This window comes from Streptomyces zaomyceticus (genome assembly GCF_014656215.1).
In the GTDB taxonomy this organism is placed as follows: Bacteria; Actinomycetota; Actinomycetes; order Streptomycetales; family Streptomycetaceae; genus Streptomyces; species Streptomyces zaomyceticus.
The window spans coordinates 147832-164779 of sequence record NZ_BNBZ01000007.1; the positions used below are offsets into that span (position 1 = coordinate 147832).

The window sequence follows — 16948 nt, forward strand, 5'->3', positions numbered from 1 at the left end:
ACTTACGAAAGGTTAGCGCCAGCCGTACGGTAAGTGCATCGCCCGGCGCACCCCGCGCCTCCCACCGGAAGAAGGAAGCACCATGAGCATCGTCGTCACCGGAGCCACCGGACAGCTCGGCCGTCTCGTCGTCGACGCCCTCCTCGCCGGCGGGTCCGCCGTTCCCGCCGAGTCCGTCGTCGCCGTCGTCCGCGACAAGGAGAAGGCGGCCGACCTCGCGGAGCGCGGTGTCGAGCTGCGCATCGCCGACTACAGCCGCCCGGAGACCCTGGCCGAGGCCTTCGAGGCCGGTGACCGGGTGCTGCTCATCTCGGGCAGCGAGGTCGGCCGGCGCGTCGCCCAGCACGCCGCCGTGATCGACGCCGCCAAGGCCGCGGGCGTCGCCCAGCTCGCGTACACCGGCGTCCTCGGCGGCGACGAGGCCGACTTCGACCTGGCGGCGGAGCACAAGGAGACCGAGCGGCTGATCCTCGGCTCGGGCCTGCCGTACACCCTCCTCCGCAACGGCTGGTACACGGAGAACTACACCGCCAACCTCGCCCCCGTCCTGGCCCACGGCGCCGTCGTCGCCAACGCCGGCGAGGGCCGGATCGCCTCCGCGTCCCGCGCCGACTACGCCGCCGCGGCGGCCGCCGTCCTGACCGGCCCCGCCGAGGAGCACCTGAACAAGGCGTACGAGCTGAGCGGCGACACCGCCTGGTCGCTCGCCGAGTACGCGGCCGAGGTCGCCGCGCAGACCGGCCGGGAGATCACGTACAGCAACGTGCCCGCCGAGGCGCACCTCGCGATCCTCACCGGGGCCGGGGTGCCGGAGGCCTTCGCCGAGATCCTGGTCGACGTCGACCGGGCCGTCGAGCAGGGCGCGCTCGCCGTGCGGACCGGCGACCTGGCCCGCCTGATCGGCCGTCCGACCACCCCGATCGCCGTGACGATCAAGGAAGCGCTGAACGGCTCCTGACCCGCCCTCCCGGCCGTCATGACCGTATTGCGGTACGGGCATGACAACCTGCCCCGTGCGGCGCTACCTTCGACAGGACAGCGCGGCACAGGGCGGGAGGTCCGGTGAAGACGGAGAACGAGGACAGAGCAGGATTGCTCTACGGGATCGGCGCCTACGGCATGTGGGGTCTGGTCCCGCTCTTCTGGCCGCTGCTCAAGCCCGCCGGGGCGATCGAGATCCTCGCCCACCGGATGGTGTGGTCCCTGGCCTTCGTCGGCCTCGCCCTGCTCGCCCTGCGCCGCTGGGGCTGGATACGCGAGCTCCTCCGCAGCCCGCGCAAGCTCGGCCTCATCACCGTCGCCGCCGCCGTGATCACGGTGAACTGGGGCCTGTACATCTGGTCCGTGAACACGGGCCATGTCGTCGAGGCCTCCCTCGGCTACTTCATCAACCCGCTCGTCACCATCGCCCTCGGCGTCCTCGTCCTCCAGGAACGGCTGCGCCCCGCGCAGTGGGCCGCGGTCGGCATCGGCTTCGCCGCGGTCCTCGTCCTCGCGATCGGATACGGGCAGCCGCCCTGGATCTCGCTCACCCTCGCCTTCTCCTTCGCCCTCTACGGCCTGGTGAAGAAGAAGGTGAACATCGGCGGCCTGGAGTCGCTCGCCGCCGAGACGGCCGTCCAGTTCCTGCCCGCCCTCGGCTACCTCGTCTGGCTCGGCACCCAGGACTCCCTCGCCTTCGGCTCCCACGGCGCCGGCCACACGGCCCTGCTCGCCGCCACCGGCATCGTCACGGCGGTCCCGCTCGTCTGCTTCGGGGCTGCGGCGATCCGCGTCCCCCTGTCGACGCTCGGACTCCTCCAGTACCTGGCGCCGACCTTCCAGTTCCTGCTCGGGATCCTCTACTTCCACGAGGCGATGCCTCCGGAGCGCTGGGCGGGCTTCGCCCTCGTCTGGCTGGCCCTGACGATCCTGACCTGGGACGCCCTGCGGACGGCCCGCCGCAGCCGGGCCGCGGTCGAGGCGGCCAAGGCGACGGCCGCGGCGGACGAGTCCGTGGCGGTGGCGATGGCAGCCGGGGTGGCCGCGCCGTCGGTGGTGCCCACGACGGCAGCGGTGTCGGCGTCGGCACCGGCACCGGTCGAGGAGACCCCGGTCTCCGCGCCGTCCGCCCCTACGGGGCGCTGACGCCACTCCCCCGAGAACCGCCGCCCGAGACGCCCGCCGGAGGAATCCGCGGGCGTCTCACGCGTCCAGCAGGTCGTGCTCCCGGATCAGCCAGCAGACCGCCGTCAGACGCAGGGTCGCGAAGTCGTGGCCGCTGGGCTCGGTCCAGTCGACCCGGCTCAGCCAGTCGGTGAACCCGAGGACGTAGTCGGCGAGCTCCTCGCGCCGGACGGTCCGGCCCCCGGGGCCCCGCTGGGCGGGGATCAGCGCCTCGCGCACGGCGGCGGCGTGCTGGTCGACGGCGGCCGCGAGCCCGGGCTCGGAGGGGATCTCCGAGAGCCGGGGCATGTACGTGGCGGCGACATCGATCAGCGGGCAGCCGGGCGAATCGTTCATCCCTCCACGTTAGGGGCGTACGGGGGCGTTCGGACCGTGAGCTTGGTCGCACAATCCGGTGGCCCTTCCCCGGCGCTTCGGCCACCCTGAGGCCCATGGAAGAACCGTCCGTGGAAGAGCCGTCCGGCGCAGAACCGACCGTGAACGAACCGCCCGTGGAAGAACCGTCCGCGGAAGAGCTGTTCACGGAAGAGCCCGCGTACCGGATCCGCGCGTTCCACACCGACCGTACGGTCACCGTCTACCAGGCGTACCCACCCGCGATCGGCCTCCCCACGGCCCGGGACGGCCGCTTTCCGGCCTCCTGGAAGCGGGAGCGGATGACCTGGATCAAGCCGTCGTTCCTGTGGATGATGTACCGCTCCGGCTGGGGGACCAAGGAGGGCCAGGAGACCGTCCTCGCCGTGGAGATCACCCGCGAGGGCTTCGAATGGGCCCTCCGGCACGCCTGCCTCTCCCACTACGAGCAGGGTGTCCACGCCGACCGGCCCACCTGGCAGCGGCAGTCGGGGGAGTCGCCGGCACGGGTCCAGTGGGACCCGGAGCGCGACCCGCACCTGCGGCGGCTCCCGTACCGCTCGCTCCAGCTCGGGCTGTCCGGCGAGGCGGTCCGGCGGTACGCCGACGAGTGGATCGTCTCCGTCCGCGACGTGACACCGCTCGCCCACCGGGTCCGTGACCTCGTCCGGGCCGGTGACCTGGAGGCCGCCCGCCGGCTGCTCCCCCGCGAGGAGCCGTACGCCGAGCCCGCGGGGCTGCTGGACCACCTGCGGGCTCAGGGAGCGGCGGAGGCCGGGGAGGGAGGCGCGGCGGGGGCCGTGACGACCGAGAAGTTGAAGTCGCCGGTGCCGAGCACCCCGTAGAGCCGCAGCCACAGCTGGATCAGCTGCTCGGTGGCCCGGGCGCTCGTCAGGTCGCCGAGGTCGACGATCCGGTCGGCCGCCCAGCCGAAGGAACCGAGCAGCTCCGCGACCACGGCCTTGGCGTCCTCGTCGTCCCCGCCGAGGAACACGTTGTGGTGCCCCGGGACGCGGCCGGGCTCGACCATGACCGTGTTGGTCATGGTGTTGAGCGTCTTGACGACCCGCGCCTCGGGGAACGCCCGCTGGAGCTGCTCGGCGACGCTTCCGCCGTCCGGGGTGACGACCCTGGGCGGGAAACCCTCCGAGAAGTCGAGGGCGTTGGACACGTCGACGAGCACCTTGCCGCGCAGGGCGTCCGCGCCGACGGACTCCAGGACGGCGAGCGAGACGAGACCGCCGGTCGCGTTGACCACGAGTTCGGCGGGGGCGGCGGCGTCCGCGAAGGTGCCGTGCCCGCCGCCGTGCTCCTCGGCCCATTTCACGGCCGCGGCGTTGTCGGCGGTACGGGAGCCCATCGTGACCCGGTGACCCAGGGAGACGAGTGCGGTGGCGAGCCGGCGGCCGACCTCACCCGTCCCCAGTACGGCGATCTTCATGGCTGCGTGCGCTCCTTCGGGGGAGACGGCGTTCCGGGAGGCCGACCCTACGCCGACCCGCGCGGCCCCGCGCGGACCCGCCGCTCCGGGGCGTCCCGCGGTTTCCCGCGCCCGTCCCGCCCCGCCCCGCCCCACCGCCCCCATGCGAGACCCTCAGGAAGGAGGCCCGGCCGCTCAGACGGCGGACGGGTCCCGGGGTGCGCGCCGCATCGCCCACAGCGTCGGGCCGCCGCCCGGCAGGCTCGCCTCGCCGAGCACGACGAAGCCGAAGTGCTCGTACACGGGGAGGTTGTCCGGCTTGGAGGACTCCAGGTAGACGGGCATGCCCGCCGCGTCGGCCTTGGCCAGGCCGGAGCGCAGCAGCGCGGACCCGTGGCCCAGGCCCCGGGCGGCCGGGTCGGCGCCGATCACCGCCAGGTACCAGTGGGGCTCCGGCGGGGTGTGCTCGGCCGCCGCCTCGACGGCCTGCCGGAACAGCCCGGCCCGGTCGCCGAGTATCTCCACGAGCTCCTGGACGGTCTCCGCGTCCGGGACGGCCTTCTCCTGACCCTCCGGCGCCACCCAGAAGGCGGCGGCCGCGTCGGTGCGCTCGCACACGCCGTGCAGGCCGTACTGCCGGGTGAAGAGGGTGGTGAAGTAGCGGCCGAGGCCCGCCTCGCGCGAGGCGTCTTCGGGGAAGAACCAGCGCATCATCGGGTCGTCGCCGAAGGCGCGGGCCAGGACGCCGCCGATCATCGGCGCGTCGTCGATTATTGCCGTTTTCGGGGTGTTCGACTGAGGCATAGAGGTCATTCTGCACCCGCGATGATCTTGATCGACGGGCGGGGTTCCTCCGCCTCACGGAGCACCGGGTCCCGGACCCCGGCGACGGGAAGCGGCCCCCGCCCGCGGAGGGACGGAGGCCGCTCGCTGCCCGCTCTGCCCGGAGAGCGGGCCGTACTCCTAGAACAGCAGGTCGTACGTCTGCCAGCCGCCGCCGATCTTCGCGCGCGTGGCGTACGGCTTCGTCGCCACGCCCGTGCCCTGGTAGTACCAGAGCACGCCGGAGCCGTCGCGGGCCACCAGGTCCGCCTTGCCGTCCGAGTTCAGGTCGCCGGGCGCCACCATGGAGTTGTAGACCTGCCAGCCGGTGCCGATCTGCGTCCGGGCGCCGAACGGCCGGGTCGACACGCCCGTGCCCTGGTAGAGCCACTGCCTGCCCGCCGCGTCCCGCGCGACCAGGTCCGCCTTGCCGTCACCGGTGACGTCGGTGCCGCCGACCAGCGAGTTGTAGACGCTCCAGCCGCCGCCGACGCGCACCCGCGCGCCGAACGGGGTCGTGGTGTCACCCGTGCCCGGGTACAGCCACAGCGTGCCCGCGGTGTCCCGCGCGAGGAGGTCGGACTTCTTGTCGCCGGTCAGGTCCGAGGCGCCGGTCAGCAGGTTGTAGCTGTTCCAGCCGCCGCCGACCCGGAGCCGGTCCTTGAAGATGCCGCCGTCACCGGACATCCGGTAGAACCACAGCACGCCGCTCCTGTCCCGGGCGACACCGCCGGGGCCGGTGCTCTGCACGGTCACCGGACCGAGCCGGGTGATCGCCGAGTACAGGTTCCAGTCCAGGCTGTACCCGACGAGTCCGGCCTCGGAGAAGGGCCGGGCGGCCTTGCCCGTACCGCTGTACGCGTACAGGTCGCCCGCACGCCGGCCCACGAGCTGGTAGCGCTCGATCACCGGGATCGAGCTGCCGACCGCGAAGTCGGAGACCTTCTCCGGGTTGCCCGTGCCGAAGCTGTACACCTCGTAGACCGCGCTGTTCCGCAGGCGCCACGCGGGCGCGGTGGCCCCTGCCTTGAGGCCGTACGTGACCGTGTAGTCGCCGGGCTTCGTGATGTCGCAGCGGACCTCGCCGCCCCAGCCGATCTCACCGAGCGAGTGGTCGCACTCGGCGCCGGCGGCACCGCCCGCGTCGACACCGTCGGCACTGACCTTCAGCTCGCCCTCGTCCCAGCGCCGGAAGCCGGGCGCCGCGCCGAGGCTCATCATGAGGCGGCCCTTGTCGGCCGCGTGCAGCTTCACCGTGTGCTTGACCGTGCCACCGGCCGGCAGCGTCGGCGTCGACAGCGTGATGGTGTTCTTGGCGACCTGGGCCCTGGTCCTGGCCGTGATCGCCGCGTGCGCCCGACGCGGGCCGATGGCCTTGGAGGCGGCGGTCTGCGCCTCCTTGACGCCCGCGTCGACGCTGGCGCCGCGCGGCACGTAGACGAGGCCGTAGTAGGCCGTCGTGCCGTTGGCCGCGGTGCTCGTGGCCGAGACGACGGGCCCCGGGTTGTTCCAGTCCTTGACGTCGCACAGATAGACGCCGCTGATCCCGGCCTTCGGCTTGCAGCCGTCCGCACGGTCCACCTTGAGCCCGGCCGGCAGTCCGCCGCCGGACCAGCCGGCGTCCGTGAGCGGCTTCTTGCTCAGGGCGTAGACGTACGTGCCGTCCGGCCGGCCGTCGTTCTGTCCGCCGGTGCCCAGCGGCCTCAGTTCGCCCCAGCCCTCCCCCGGCATGAGGACGAGGTCGTCGACCGGGTCGAAGAAGAACGTGGGGTCCCCGGCCGCCACGGCCGTCCCCGCCCCCACGATGCCACCGGTGGCGAGCAGCACGGCTGCGACACCGGCCCCCAGAAACTTGCGCAAAATTACCCCCTGCTATGAACCGACCGGCGGACGCTAACATGCCCGCCCGACAACGGAAGTCGCAGGTCGGCCCCCGTGCGGGTGCCGGGCGCGGGCAGGTTCGCGAGGGGCGCCGAAAACACCCGGCCCCGCGCCCCGCTCCGGCCCTACGATCATGCCCATGGCGACCTTCGTGCACCTGACCCCCGCCGCCAACGCCGCCCGTGTCCGTCGCGCCGGGCTGCGGGCCGCCGGGTGCGGCGAGTGGCGCGGGGTGTTCCTGTTCCCCGTGCTCCCCTCGTACACCCTGACCCATCAGTGGCTGCGCGAGCTGGCCCGGCGCCCCGGCCCGCGCGGGCTCGTCGCCGTCCACGTACGCCTGCCGGACGACGAAGCGGTGACCGTAGGGCGGTACAGCGACCGGGAACCGGCCCGCGTGACGGCGGCGGTGGCCGTGCGGCGGGTGGCCGACGCGGCGGACGCCCGGGGCTGGGAGGTGTTCCTGCCGCGTTCCGTCACCCGCGCCGAGATACGGCACATCCGTCCCGTACGGCAGGTCAACGGCTGGCGATACCGGCCGGACGCCCACGGCACCCCGCCCTGCCTCTGCTTCGGATGCCGGGACCGCGGCGGCTACGGCGCGCGCCGTCTCGCGGAGCGGCGGCCGCATCCGCTGGACGGGCCGGCGCCCGCGCCGCGGGTGCTGCTCGCCCGGGTGGAGGCCGCGGAAGCGGCGGGTGACACGGCGGCGCTGCGCGATGCCCTCCGCTGGTTCGGGATGCGGCGCCGCGGGCCGCTGCCGCGGCTCTCCGGGCTCGCCGGGCATGCCGACCCCGCCGTACGGACCGCGCTGGTCGAAGCCGTGGCGTACTGGTCGACGCCCGGAGTCGCCTCGCTTCTGCGGGAGTTGGAGCGGGACGCCGATCCGGGAGTGCGGGAGGCGGCGACCGAGGCGCTTGTCCGGTGAGCGAACGCGCCTGACCGGTTTCCGCTCTTGACGCGGAGTCAAAATCTCGCTGAACATTCAGCACGCACACCAGAACACCTGAACAACTGAACACCGCACACGCACTCGTACAGCTCCAGCGCCTCGTGGCACCCAAGCCCGAGGCGTCTCGCACGTTCCGTCCCATCCCCGTTCGGAATCCGGAGCCCCCACAGATGAACATCTCCGTGCCCAGACGCGTCACCGCGGTCGCCGCTCTCGCGGCGCTCGCCCTCGGCGGACTCACCGGCACCACCGCCTCCGCCAACCCGGCTGCCGCCGCCGCGCCCGACATCCCGCTCGCCAACGTCAAGCAGCACTTGACGGACCTCCAGTCGATAGCCACCGCCAACGGCGGCAACCGCGCCCACGGCCGTACCGGCTACAAGGCGTCGATCGACTTCGTGAAGGCCAAGCTGGACGCCGCCGGCTACACCACCACCGTCCAGACGTTCACCTCCGGCGGATCCACCGGCTACAACCTGATAGCCGACTGGCCCGGCGGCGACCCCAACCAGGTCCTGATGGCCGGCTCGCACCTCGACTCGGTGACCTCGGGCCCCGGCATCAACGACAACGGTTCCGGCTCCGCGGCGGTCCTGGAGACCGCTCTCGCCGTGGCCCGCGCCGGCTACCAGCCCTCCAAGCACCTGCGGTTCGGCTGGTGGGGCGCGGAGGAGCTCGGTCTCGTCGGCTCGAAGTACTACGTGGCCCAGCTGCCCTCCACCGAGCGCGCCAAGCTCTCCGGCTACCTCAACTTCGACATGATCGGCTCGCCCAACCCGGGCTACTTCGTCTACGACGACGACCCGACGATCGAGACGACGTTCAAGAACTACTTCGCCGGGATCGGCGTCCCGACGGAGATCGAGACGGAGGGCGACGGCCGCTCCGACCACGCCTCGTTCAAGAACGTCGGCATCCCCGTCGGCGGTCTGTTCACGGGCGCGAGCCGGGTCAAGTCCAGCGCACAGGTGCAGAAGTGGGGCGGTACGGCCACGGCCTTCGACCGCTGCTACCACTCGTCCTGCGACACGACGTCGAACATCAACGACACGGCCCTGGACCGCAACAGCGACGCGATCGCGCACGCGATCTGGACGCTGTCCGCCGGCACGACCACGCCTCCCGGCACGGTCTTCGAGAACACGGCCGACGTGTCCGTCCCGGACAACGGCGCCGCGGTGACCTCCACGGTCAACGTCACCGGTGTCACCGGCAACGCCCCGAGCAACCTCGCCGTCGGCGTGGACATCGTCCACACCTACCGCGGTGACCTCGTCGTCGACCTCGTCGCCCCCGACGGCTCGGTCTACAGCCTGAGCAACCGGTCCGGCGGCAGCGCCGACAACATCGTCCAGACCTTCACCGTGAACGCCTCCTCCGAGGTCGCGAACGGCGCCTGGAAGCTCCGCGTCCAGGACAAGGCCTCGGCCGACACGGGCTACATCAACAACTTCAAGCTGACGTTCCCGTAGCTCCTCGTCCCACCCGAAGAACGCCCGGGCGGGTCGGTGACCATCGCCCCCGACCCGCCCGGGGTCCCAACCTGTCGTCGCTCCGACGGCTACTTGTCGGCGTTCGCCGCGTTCACCAGCGCGTCCTTCGTCACCGCGCCGACGTAGACCTTGCCGTCGTCGGTGAGGAGGGCGTTCACGATCTTCGTCTTGAAGACCGTGCCCGAGCCGAACTCTCCGCCGACCTTGTCGCCGAGGGAGTCCAGGAGCCCCTGGACCTCCTTCGGCGCCTCGTCGGTCTTGGGCGCCGGCGCGCCGGTGTCGAGCCTCGCGATCGTCGTCCAGCCCTCGCCGATGACGTTCACGCCGTCCTTGCCGGTGCCCGCGCCGAGGCCGAAGGCCTCCCCGAGGCCCCCGGGCAGCTCGTCGCCGAACGGGTGCCCCTTCGCGCCCTCGGCCTCCTCGGCCGCCTTCTCCGCCGCGCCCTCGGTCACCTTCGCGCCCTCCGGCACCTTGAAGGTGAAGTCGGAGGCCGCCGGCTTCGAGAAGTCGATCTTCGTGAAGCCCGCGTCGACGACGGGCTTGCCGCCCTCGACGGAGTTGAGGGTGAACTTCAGCGGGGTGCCGTTCGCCGCGTCCACCGCGATCTTCACCGACGCGACCGTCGAACCGGCCTGCTTCGGCTTGATCACCAGCTGGTACGCGTCCCGGCCGGCCACCTTGGCCGTGCCGTCGACGGTGATCGACGTGGTGTCGCCGGCCGCCTTCAGGACCTCGTCCGCGAGCTGCTTGGGCGTGCCGGGGAGCTCCTTGTCCTTCGGCCCCTCGTGGGCGCCGGGGGCGTCCGCGTCCGCCGGAGCCTTCTCGTGGAAGACCTCCTCGGACTTGCTGTCGTACGCCCAGACGTCGTCGCCGTTGTGGATCAGGCTGTACTCGTCGGAGCCGTCGAGCAGGGTCAGCCGCTGGCGCTCGGGGCCGTCCGCCGCGATCCGCAGGGTGTGGCTGCCGGAGACGAGCTCCGTGAGCTTCTCCGAGGGGTCGGCCGACGAGCTGCCGCCGGCGCCGCCGCCCATGCCGCCGGCGAGGCCGCCGAGGCCGGACGTCAGGCCCTCCAGGGGCAGGCCCAGGTCGGTGGAGATCCGGAACGTGCCGGAAAGGGTCTGGGTGTCCGAGGCGGCGATCTTCTCGATGAGCTGCTGGGCGGTGATCTCCGGCAGGTCGGGGTCGCCGGACGCCGCCAGCGCCGGGACCAGTCCGATGGTCGCCGCGGCCACTCCTGCCACCGCGACCGGGACGATGAACCGGCTCGCCTTACGGGTCTCTGCCATGGTCTTCCCTGCCTCCGTGCCCTTGACGGGCCCTCGTTGGTCGATGACTCCATCTCACCAAAGGGGAGGGGCCGAAACGTCAGTCCCGGGGATCAACCTCACGTACTGCTTCGGGATGACCCGACCCTGAGACCGACTCGGCCGCACGGTGGACGGACGGCGGCGGGGAAGAACCCGGTGCGGGGCCTAGCGCGCCCGGTGGACCACCGCGTCGCACATCTCCGCGAGGGCGGCCTTCGCGTAGCCGTCGGGCAGCGGCGCCAGCATCGCGCGCGCCTCCTCCGCGTACCGCACGGTGTCCCGGCGGGCCTGCTCCAGGGCGGGGTGGGCGCGCAGCCGGCGCAGGGCCTCGGCGTGCCGGGTGTCGTCGGTGAGGTCGCCGTCGACGAGCGCGACGAGTTCGAGGTCCTCGGGGCGTCCGTGGGCCGCCGCGGCGGCCCGCAGGTGCAGGACGGGCAGGGTCGGGATGCCCTCGCGCAGGTCGGTGCCGGGGGTCTTGCCGGACTCGTGGGAGTCGGAGGCGATGTCGAGGACGTCGTCGGCGAGCTGGAAGGCGACGCCGAGCCGCTCGCCGTACTGGGTGAGGGTGTCGACGACGCTCTGGTCGGCGCCGGCCATCATGGCGCCGAAGCGACAGGAGACGGCGACGAGGGAGCCGGTCTTGCCGCCGAGGACGTCGAGGTAGTGGTCGACGGGGTCACGGCCGTCGCTGGGACCCGCGGTCTCCAGGATCTGGCCGGTGACGAGACGTTCGAACGCCTCGGACTGGATGCGTACGGCCTCGGGGCCGAGGTCCGCGAGTGTGTGCGAGGCGCGGGCGAAGAGGAAGTCACCCGTGAGGACGGCGATCGAGTTGCCCCAGCGGGTGTTGGCGCTGTCGACCCCGCGCCGGACGTCGGCCTCGTCCATGACGTCGTCGTGGTACAGCGTGGCCAGGTGGGTGAGCTCGACGACGACGGCGGAGGGCACGACGCCCGGCGCGTAGGGGTCGCCGAACTGCGCGGCGAGCATCACGAGCAGGGGGCGGAACCGCTTGCCGCCGGCCAGGACGAGGTGCTGCGCGGCCTCCGTGATGAAGGGGACATCGCTCTTGGTGGCGTCGAGGAGGCCCGCCTCCACTGCCGCCAAACCGGTCTGGACATCGGCCTCAAGAGCCTGGTCCCGCACGCTAAGACCGAACGGCCCGACGACGGTCACGAGGGGGTCTCCTGTCTGCTGACGCCTGCTGACGTTCCCACGAATCGTCCACACGCACTGCCGACGATCGCAGGGATTGTCGATGTGTCGCTCGATTCACTCACGCCAGCGTATCCGGTCACCTTTCGATCACCGTGGGCGCCTTCCCGTCACCCCCGGTATGTTCGGGATCAGCTCATACGACCAGGAGTAGGCGTTTTGTCCCGAACAGAGATCGACACCGACACGAACGGCGAGCAACCTCCCCCCGAGGACGACCACGCCTTCTTCGGGCACCCCCGGGGACTGCTGACCCTCTCCGGTCTCGAGGTCTGGGAGCGGTTCTCCTTCCTCGGCATGCAGGCGATCCTCGTCCTCTACTTCGCGGCGGCCGTCTCCGACGGCGGCCTCGGCATGGCGCCCGGCACCGCCGCCTCGGTCTCCGCCGCCTACGGCACGCTCGTCTACCTGGTCTCGGTGGCCGGCGGCTGGCTCGCCGACCGCATCCTCGGCTCGTACCGCGCGGTCCTCTGGGGCGGCATCCTGATCGCCTGCGGCCACTACGCGATGGCCGTGCCGACGGCCGCCATGACCTGGGCGGGCCTCGGCCTGATCAGCGCCGGCACCGGACTGCTGAAGCCGAACGTGGCGACCATGGTCGGCAAGCTGTACCGCACGGACGACGACCGCCGGGACGCCGGTTTCGCGCTCTACTACATGGCGATCAACATCGGCGCCTTCGCCGGACCGCTGATCACCGGCTGGCTCGCCGACCACAAGGGCTACCACTGGGGCTTCTCGGCCGCCGCGCTCGGCATGACCCTCGGCCTGATCCAGTACGTCGCGGGCCGGCGTCACCTGGCCGGACGCAAGCACTCCGCCGAGTTCGCCCTGGCCCCGGAGGCGATGCGCCGGGCGGTCCGGCTGATGGCCGTCGGCGCGGTCGTCGTGGCCGTGGTGGCCACCGCCCTCGCGCTCGCGGGCTGGCTGACCATGGACCGCTTCGTGGACGTGCTGACGGTGATCTCGGTGATCGCCCCGGTCGTCTACTTCTGGGTGATGTTCACCAGCCCCCGGGTCACGACCGAGGAGCGCGGCCGCCTGAAGCCGTACATCGTGCTCTTCCTGGCCTCGGTCGTCTTCAACTTCATCCTCTTCCAGGCGTACTCGACGATGATCCTGCTGGCCTCCACCAACGCCCGCACGACCATCCTCGGCTTCGACTTCCCGGCGAGCTGGTACGCCTCCGCCCTCGGTGCCTTCGAGGTGGCCCTCGCGCCCGTCGTGGCCGCCGTCTGGGCCCGGATGGGGCACCGGCAGCCGCACGCCTCCAACAAGATCGCCTTCGGAGTGATCCTCGGCGGTCTCTCGTTCCTGCTGATGGTCCTGCCGACCTCCGGGCACGCCGACGACACCTACCGGATGGCCGCCTGGTGGATCGTCGGCTCCTATCTGCTGCTCGGCCTCGGCGACGTCCTCCTGGAGACCTCCGGGATGTCCGCCACCAGCAAGCTCGCCCCGAAGGCCTTCGCCAGCCAGACCATGTCGCTCTGGTTCCTCTCCCTGGCGCTCGCCAACGGCATCCAGGCGCAGACCGTGAAGCTCTACGACAACGTCTCCAAGCCCGTCTACTTCGGCGTGAACGGCGCCGTGGCCGTCGCCGTCGGCCTCGCCGTCATCGCCCTGGCGCCCTGGCTGCGCCGCACCATGCACCCCGTCCACTAGGGAGCCGAGATGAAGATCCGTACCGACTTCCCCCACGAGACCCGGCACGAGGACGTCCGGATCCCGCTGCCGGACGGAACGAGGCTGTACGCGCGCGTGTGGCGGCCGGTCACCGACGAACCCGTACCGGCGCTCCTGGAGTACCTGCCGTACCGCCTCACCGACTGGACCGCGCCCCGCGACTGGCAGCGCCACCCCTGGTACGCGGGCCACGGCTACGCCTCCGTACGGGTGGACGTCCGCGGCCACGGCAACAGCGACGGCCTGCCCGGCGACGAGTACGACCCGGTCGAGCTCGCCGACGGCGTCGCCGTCGTGAACTGGCTCGCCGAGCAGCCGTGGTGCACCGGCAGGGTCGGCATGTTCGGCATCTCCTGGGGCGGCTTCAACTCGCTCCAGATCGCCGCCCTCGCCCCCGAGCCGCTCAAGGCGATCGTCACCGTCTGCTCCACCGACGACCGCTACGACAACGACGTCCACTACATGGGCGGCTCGGTCCTCGGCGTCGACATGCACGCCTGGGCCGCCACCATGCTCGCCTTCGTCTGCCGCCCTCCCGACCCCGAGTACGTGGGCGAGGAGTGGCGGGCGATGTGGCTGAAGCGCCTGGAGGCCGTGGAGCCCTTCCTCCACACCTGGCTCTCCCACCAGACCCGCGACGACTACTGGCGGCACGGCAGCGTCTGCGAGGACTACGGCGCGATCCGGGCCGCCGTCCTCGCTGTCGGCGGCTGGCACGACCCGTACCGGGACACCGTCCTGCGGCTCGCCCAGCACCTCCCCCAGGACCGGGTGCGCGGCATCATCGGCCCCTGGTCGCACCAGTACCCGGACCGCGGCCTGCCGCCGGGACCCGCCATCGGCTTCCTCCAGGAGACCCTGCGCTGGTGGGACCACCACCTCAAGGACGTCGACAACGACGTGATGGCCGAACCCCTGCTCCGCTCCTGGATCAGCGACTCCCACCTCCCGGCCACCGTGTACGAGGAGCTGCCGGGCCGCTGGGTCACCGACCCCGCCTGGCCCTCCCCGAACGTCACCCCCGTCACCTACGCCTTCCAGGGCGCCCCGGTCGTGGTCGACTCCCCGCAGCAGACGGGGCTCGGCGCGGGCCGCTTCTTCCCCTTCGGCAACGACGCCGACCTGCCGCCCGACCAGCGCGACGAGGACGCCCACTCGGCCTGCTTCGACTTCCCCGTCCCCGAGGACGGCGGCCCCGTCGAGATCCTCGGCCGGCCGTCGGTGAGCCTCGCCCTGCGCACGGCCGCCCCCACCGGGCAGGTCGTCGCCCGGCTCTGCGACATCGCCCCCGACGGCTCCTCCACCCTGGTCACCCGCGGCGCGCTCAACTTCTCCGCCCGCTACGGCCGCGACCGGGCCGTGGAGGCCCAGATCGGCGAGACGGAGAGCTTCGTCTTCGAGCTGAACGGCATCGGCCACGCCTTCGCCCCCGGCCACCGGGTGCGCCTGGCGGTCTCCTCCACGTACTGGCCGTGGATCTGGCCGCAGCCGGACGCGGCCGGTTTCACCCTCGACCCGGCGGGCTCCTCCCTCACCCTGCCGGTCCGCGGGCCCTCCGTGGACGCGGTCACCTGGGAGGAGCCGGAGCAGTCCGAACCGCTCGGCGTGGTCTTCCCCCGCACCCTGGAGGAGCCCCGCCCGGAGCGGGTGGTGGTCAGGGACGTGGCGAAGGGCGAATGGACGCTGGAGGTCGACCCGAAGTACGGCGGCACGCGCGTGTACCCCGACGGCCTGGAGTACTCCGAGGACGCCGTGGAGACGTACACGATCGACGAGAGCGGCCCGCTCTCCGCCCGGACCCGCTCGGAGTGGGCGATCCGCCTGCACCGCCCCGAGGCGGCCTGGGACGTCACCGTGGACACCCGCTCGGAGATCACCTGCGACGCCGATGACTTCTTCACCACGAACGAGGTGGTGTGCAAGGAGGGCGGGGAGGTGGTCTTCCACCGGACGTGGGAGAAGCGGATCCCCCGGACCGCGGGCTGAGGACACGGAAAGCGCCCGTACCGGCGATCGGTACGGGCGCCTTCGCGTCGGATCAGACGCTCGCGCCGGCCTTGCGGCGGCGGGCGACGACCATCGCGCCGGCGCCGAGGGCGACGGTCGCGGCGGCGGCGAGGCCGAGCCCGGTCAGGTTCTCGTTCGCGCCCGTGGCGGCGAGGGTGCCCCGCACCGGGGTGTTCGACGAACCGCCCTGCTGGGTGGTGTTGTTGTTGCCGCCGTGGGTGGGCGCCGGGGTCGGCGTGGCGGTGGTCCCCGACGGGGTCGGCTTCGGCTCGGGCTTGTCGCCCTTGGCCGCGGTGATGTCGAAGTTGGCGTGGCCGAAGTCCTCGCCGATGCCGCAGGTCCCGTCGTTGTTCTCGAACTCGCCGTAGGCCCAGGCGACACCGGGGCCGACCGGGGCCTCGGGGTCGACCGTGAGGCGCAGCTTCACGTCGTAGTGGCCGCCCTTGACGAGCGTGCCGACCTCGATCGAGTCGAACTCCTCGGTGATCTTCGTCCACTCCAGGACGTCGGCGGAGGACCACTCGACGGTGATGTACCGCTTGAAGAAGCCGTCCTCGTCGAGCGGCTCCTTGCCGTCCGGGAGGACACCGGCGTCGGTGTACGCCTCGACCGCGTCCAGGCTCCGGTCGGAGGTGTTGGTGACGCGCAGGGTGAAGACGGCGCTGTCGCCGGCGGCGACCGTCTTCGGGCCGCTGAGCTCGATCCCGAGCGCCTCGTCCTCCGTGCACTCCCCGCCGATCTCCTCGAAGAACTCCAGCTCCTCCTTGGCCTCGGTGAGCGTCTCGGCGGCGGCCTTCTTCACCTTCTCGGCGAGCCCTACGACCTTGGAGGCGGCCTGGTTGGCGTCGAGAAGCTCCTTGCTCGCCTTCCCCAGCAGCGCGTCGGCGGCGGTCTTGGCCGCGTCGGCCTCGCCGGCGGTCTTCTTCGCCTCCGCGACGGCCGTGGTGGCGGCCGCCTTCTGCTCCTCGGTGGCGTCGGCGGGCAGCTCCGCGAGGGCCTTCTCTGCCTTGGCGAGCGCCTCGTCGGCGGCGGTCTTCGCGGTGGCGGCCGCAGCGGCGGCCTTCGTGGCATCGGCGGCGGCGACGACGAGAACGTGGTCCGGCTTCGAGAGGGCGTCCACGGCCGCCTTCGCCTCGGCGAGCCCGACGACGGCCTCGTCGTACTCCTTCTGCGCCAGGGCGACGGCGGCCTTCAGCTCTTCGAGCGTCGGCATGTCGTCCTTGTCGCCCTTGTCGTCCTCGCCCTGTGCGGGCTTCTGCGTCGACGCGGGCGAAGGCTTCGTGTCGGCGAACGCGGGCGCTGCCGAGAGGAACACGACCGGGGTGGTCACGGCGGCGGCCACAGCGGTCGCGAGAATGCGACGGATCTTCACAGTGCGGGACCTTTTCCTGGTCAGGGAAGGGTGAGAGAGAGTGCGGGGCGCGCGCCTGCGGCACCTTCACGCGGCGCGATACCACCGTGATCGTATGGCCAGGAACAGCCCCGCGGGAGTCCCGTGTTCGCGGCTCGGAACGGCGCCCGACACCCGCCCGCCCTACAAATCACGCGAAGGCGGACAGTTGCCCACGGAGGCCGCACTTTCTGTGTGATCCATGTCATCAGCGCCCGGCGGTCCGCCCCGTAACGTGTCCCCCACACACGTGGAAAG

Annotated in this window: 14 protein-coding genes; 7 read left to right on the forward strand and 7 right to left on the reverse strand. The window is 72.0% G+C overall.

Annotated features, from left to right (window positions below; all coding sequences use genetic code 11):
* The first annotated feature begins 82 nt into the window (after positions 1-82).
* Together IE311_RS12505 and rarD are read left to right on the forward strand one after the other, a co-directional pair.
* A complete protein-coding gene (locus tag IE311_RS12505; RefSeq protein WP_189831687.1) occupies positions 83-958 on the forward strand; it encodes an SDR family oxidoreductase in 876 nt (291 codons plus the stop codon).
* A 104-nt stretch (positions 959-1062) separates the two neighbouring features.
* Positions 1063-2127, forward strand: coding sequence for an EamA family transporter RarD (gene rarD / locus IE311_RS12510; protein ID WP_189831688.1), 1065 nt, complete (start codon positions 1063-1065; stop codon positions 2125-2127).
* A gap of 57 nt (positions 2128-2184) precedes the next feature.
* On the opposite strand, the gene IE311_RS12515 is transcribed toward rarD, so the two are convergent.
* The gene (locus tag IE311_RS12515) at positions 2185-2502 is read right to left on the reverse strand and encodes a DUF6401 family natural product biosynthesis protein (protein WP_189831689.1); all 318 of its coding nucleotides are present in this window, start codon (positions 2500-2502) and stop codon (positions 2185-2187) included.
* A 95-nt stretch (positions 2503-2597) separates the two neighbouring features.
* Here IE311_RS12515 and IE311_RS12520 point away from each other — a divergent pair, with 95 nt between their 5' ends.
* On the forward strand, positions 2598-3365 hold the full coding sequence (locus IE311_RS12520) for a DUF4291 domain-containing protein (RefSeq protein WP_189831690.1): 768 nt from the start codon (positions 2598-2600) through the stop codon (positions 3363-3365).
* Here the strand turns inward: IE311_RS12520 and IE311_RS12525 are convergent.
* From IE311_RS12525 to IE311_RS36670, 3 genes are all read right to left on the reverse strand, one after another.
* Positions 3278-3961: an NADPH-dependent F420 reductase gene (locus IE311_RS12525; protein ID WP_189831691.1), complete on the reverse strand. Its 684-nt coding sequence runs from the start codon at positions 3959-3961 to the stop codon at positions 3278-3280. The genes IE311_RS12520 and IE311_RS12525 overlap by 88 nt on opposite strands.
* Before the next feature lie 174 nt (positions 3962-4135).
* Positions 4136-4753, reverse strand: a complete 618-nt coding sequence (locus IE311_RS12530) for a GNAT family N-acetyltransferase (RefSeq protein ID WP_189831692.1) — start codon at positions 4751-4753, stop codon at positions 4136-4138.
* 150 nt (positions 4754-4903) lie between these two features.
* Positions 4904-6622 (reverse strand): FG-GAP repeat domain-containing protein, encoded by a 1719-nt coding sequence (locus IE311_RS36670; protein ID WP_229901874.1) that lies wholly within the window; start codon positions 6620-6622, stop codon positions 4904-4906.
* Positions 6623-6782: 160 nt separating this feature from the next.
* Here IE311_RS36670 and IE311_RS12540 point away from each other — a divergent pair, with 160 nt between their 5' ends.
* Together IE311_RS12540 and IE311_RS12545 are read left to right on the forward strand one after the other, a co-directional pair.
* Positions 6783-7568 carry a HEAT repeat domain-containing protein gene (locus tag IE311_RS12540; protein ID WP_189831693.1) on the forward strand — a complete coding sequence of 262 codons (786 nt, stop codon included), beginning with the start codon at positions 6783-6785 and terminating at the stop codon, positions 7566-7568.
* Between the two features lie 194 nt (positions 7569-7762).
* Positions 7763-9064 (forward strand): M28 family metallopeptidase, encoded by a 1302-nt coding sequence (locus tag IE311_RS12545; protein WP_189831694.1) that lies wholly within the window; start codon positions 7763-7765, stop codon positions 9062-9064.
* Positions 9065-9153: 89 nt separating this feature from the next.
* Here IE311_RS12545 and IE311_RS12550 read toward each other — a convergent pair whose 3' ends face one another.
* Positions 9154-10371, reverse strand: a complete 1218-nt coding sequence (locus tag IE311_RS12550; protein ID WP_189831695.1) for a LolA family protein — start codon at positions 10369-10371, stop codon at positions 9154-9156.
* 186 nt (positions 10372-10557) lie between these two features.
* Positions 10558-11568 carry a polyprenyl synthetase family protein gene (locus IE311_RS12555; RefSeq protein WP_189831696.1) on the reverse strand — a complete coding sequence of 337 codons (1011 nt, stop codon included), beginning with the start codon at positions 11566-11568 and terminating at the stop codon, positions 10558-10560.
* Between the two features lie 198 nt (positions 11569-11766).
* Here IE311_RS12555 and IE311_RS12560 point away from each other — a divergent pair, with 198 nt between their 5' ends.
* Both IE311_RS12560 and IE311_RS12565 read left to right on the forward strand, forming a co-directional pair.
* Positions 11767-13272: a peptide MFS transporter gene (locus IE311_RS12560; RefSeq protein WP_189831697.1), complete on the forward strand. Its 1506-nt coding sequence runs from the start codon at positions 11767-11769 to the stop codon at positions 13270-13272.
* A gap of 9 nt (positions 13273-13281) precedes the next feature.
* Positions 13282-15279, forward strand: coding sequence for a CocE/NonD family hydrolase (locus tag IE311_RS12565; RefSeq protein ID WP_189831698.1), 1998 nt, complete (start codon positions 13282-13284; stop codon positions 15277-15279).
* A gap of 52 nt (positions 15280-15331) precedes the next feature.
* On the opposite strand, the gene IE311_RS12570 is transcribed toward IE311_RS12565, so the two are convergent.
* Positions 15332-16672, reverse strand: coding sequence for a peptidase (locus IE311_RS12570; RefSeq protein ID WP_189831699.1), 1341 nt, complete (start codon positions 16670-16672; stop codon positions 15332-15334).
* Between the last annotated feature and the right edge of the window lie 276 nt (positions 16673-16948).

Excerpts from the sequence above, each read along its gene's own strand:
- IE311_RS12565 (WP_189831698.1), top strand. The coding sequence starts at position 13,282 with ATGAAGATCCGTACCGACTTCCCCCACGAGACCCGGCACGAGGACGTC.
- IE311_RS12530 (WP_189831692.1), bottom strand. The coding sequence starts at position 4,753 with ATGACCTCTATGCCTCAGTCGAACACCCCGAAAACGGCAATAATCGAC.
- IE311_RS12550 (WP_189831695.1), bottom strand. The coding sequence starts at position 10,371 with ATGGCAGAGACCCGTAAGGCGAGCCGGTTCATCGTCCCGGTCGCGGTG.
- IE311_RS12520 (WP_189831690.1), top strand. The coding sequence starts at position 2,598 with ATGGAAGAACCGTCCGTGGAAGAGCCGTCCGGCGCAGAACCGACCGTG.
- IE311_RS12525 (WP_189831691.1), bottom strand. The coding sequence starts at position 3,961 with ATGAAGATCGCCGTACTGGGGACGGGTGAGGTCGGCCGCCGGCTCGCC.
- IE311_RS12545 (WP_189831694.1), top strand. The coding sequence starts at position 7,763 with ATGAACATCTCCGTGCCCAGACGCGTCACCGCGGTCGCCGCTCTCGCG.
- IE311_RS12515 (WP_189831689.1), bottom strand. The coding sequence starts at position 2,502 with ATGAACGATTCGCCCGGCTGCCCGCTGATCGATGTCGCCGCCACGTAC.
- IE311_RS12540 (WP_189831693.1), top strand. The coding sequence starts at position 6,783 with ATGGCGACCTTCGTGCACCTGACCCCCGCCGCCAACGCCGCCCGTGTC.
- IE311_RS12505 (WP_189831687.1), top strand. The coding sequence starts at position 83 with ATGAGCATCGTCGTCACCGGAGCCACCGGACAGCTCGGCCGTCTCGTC.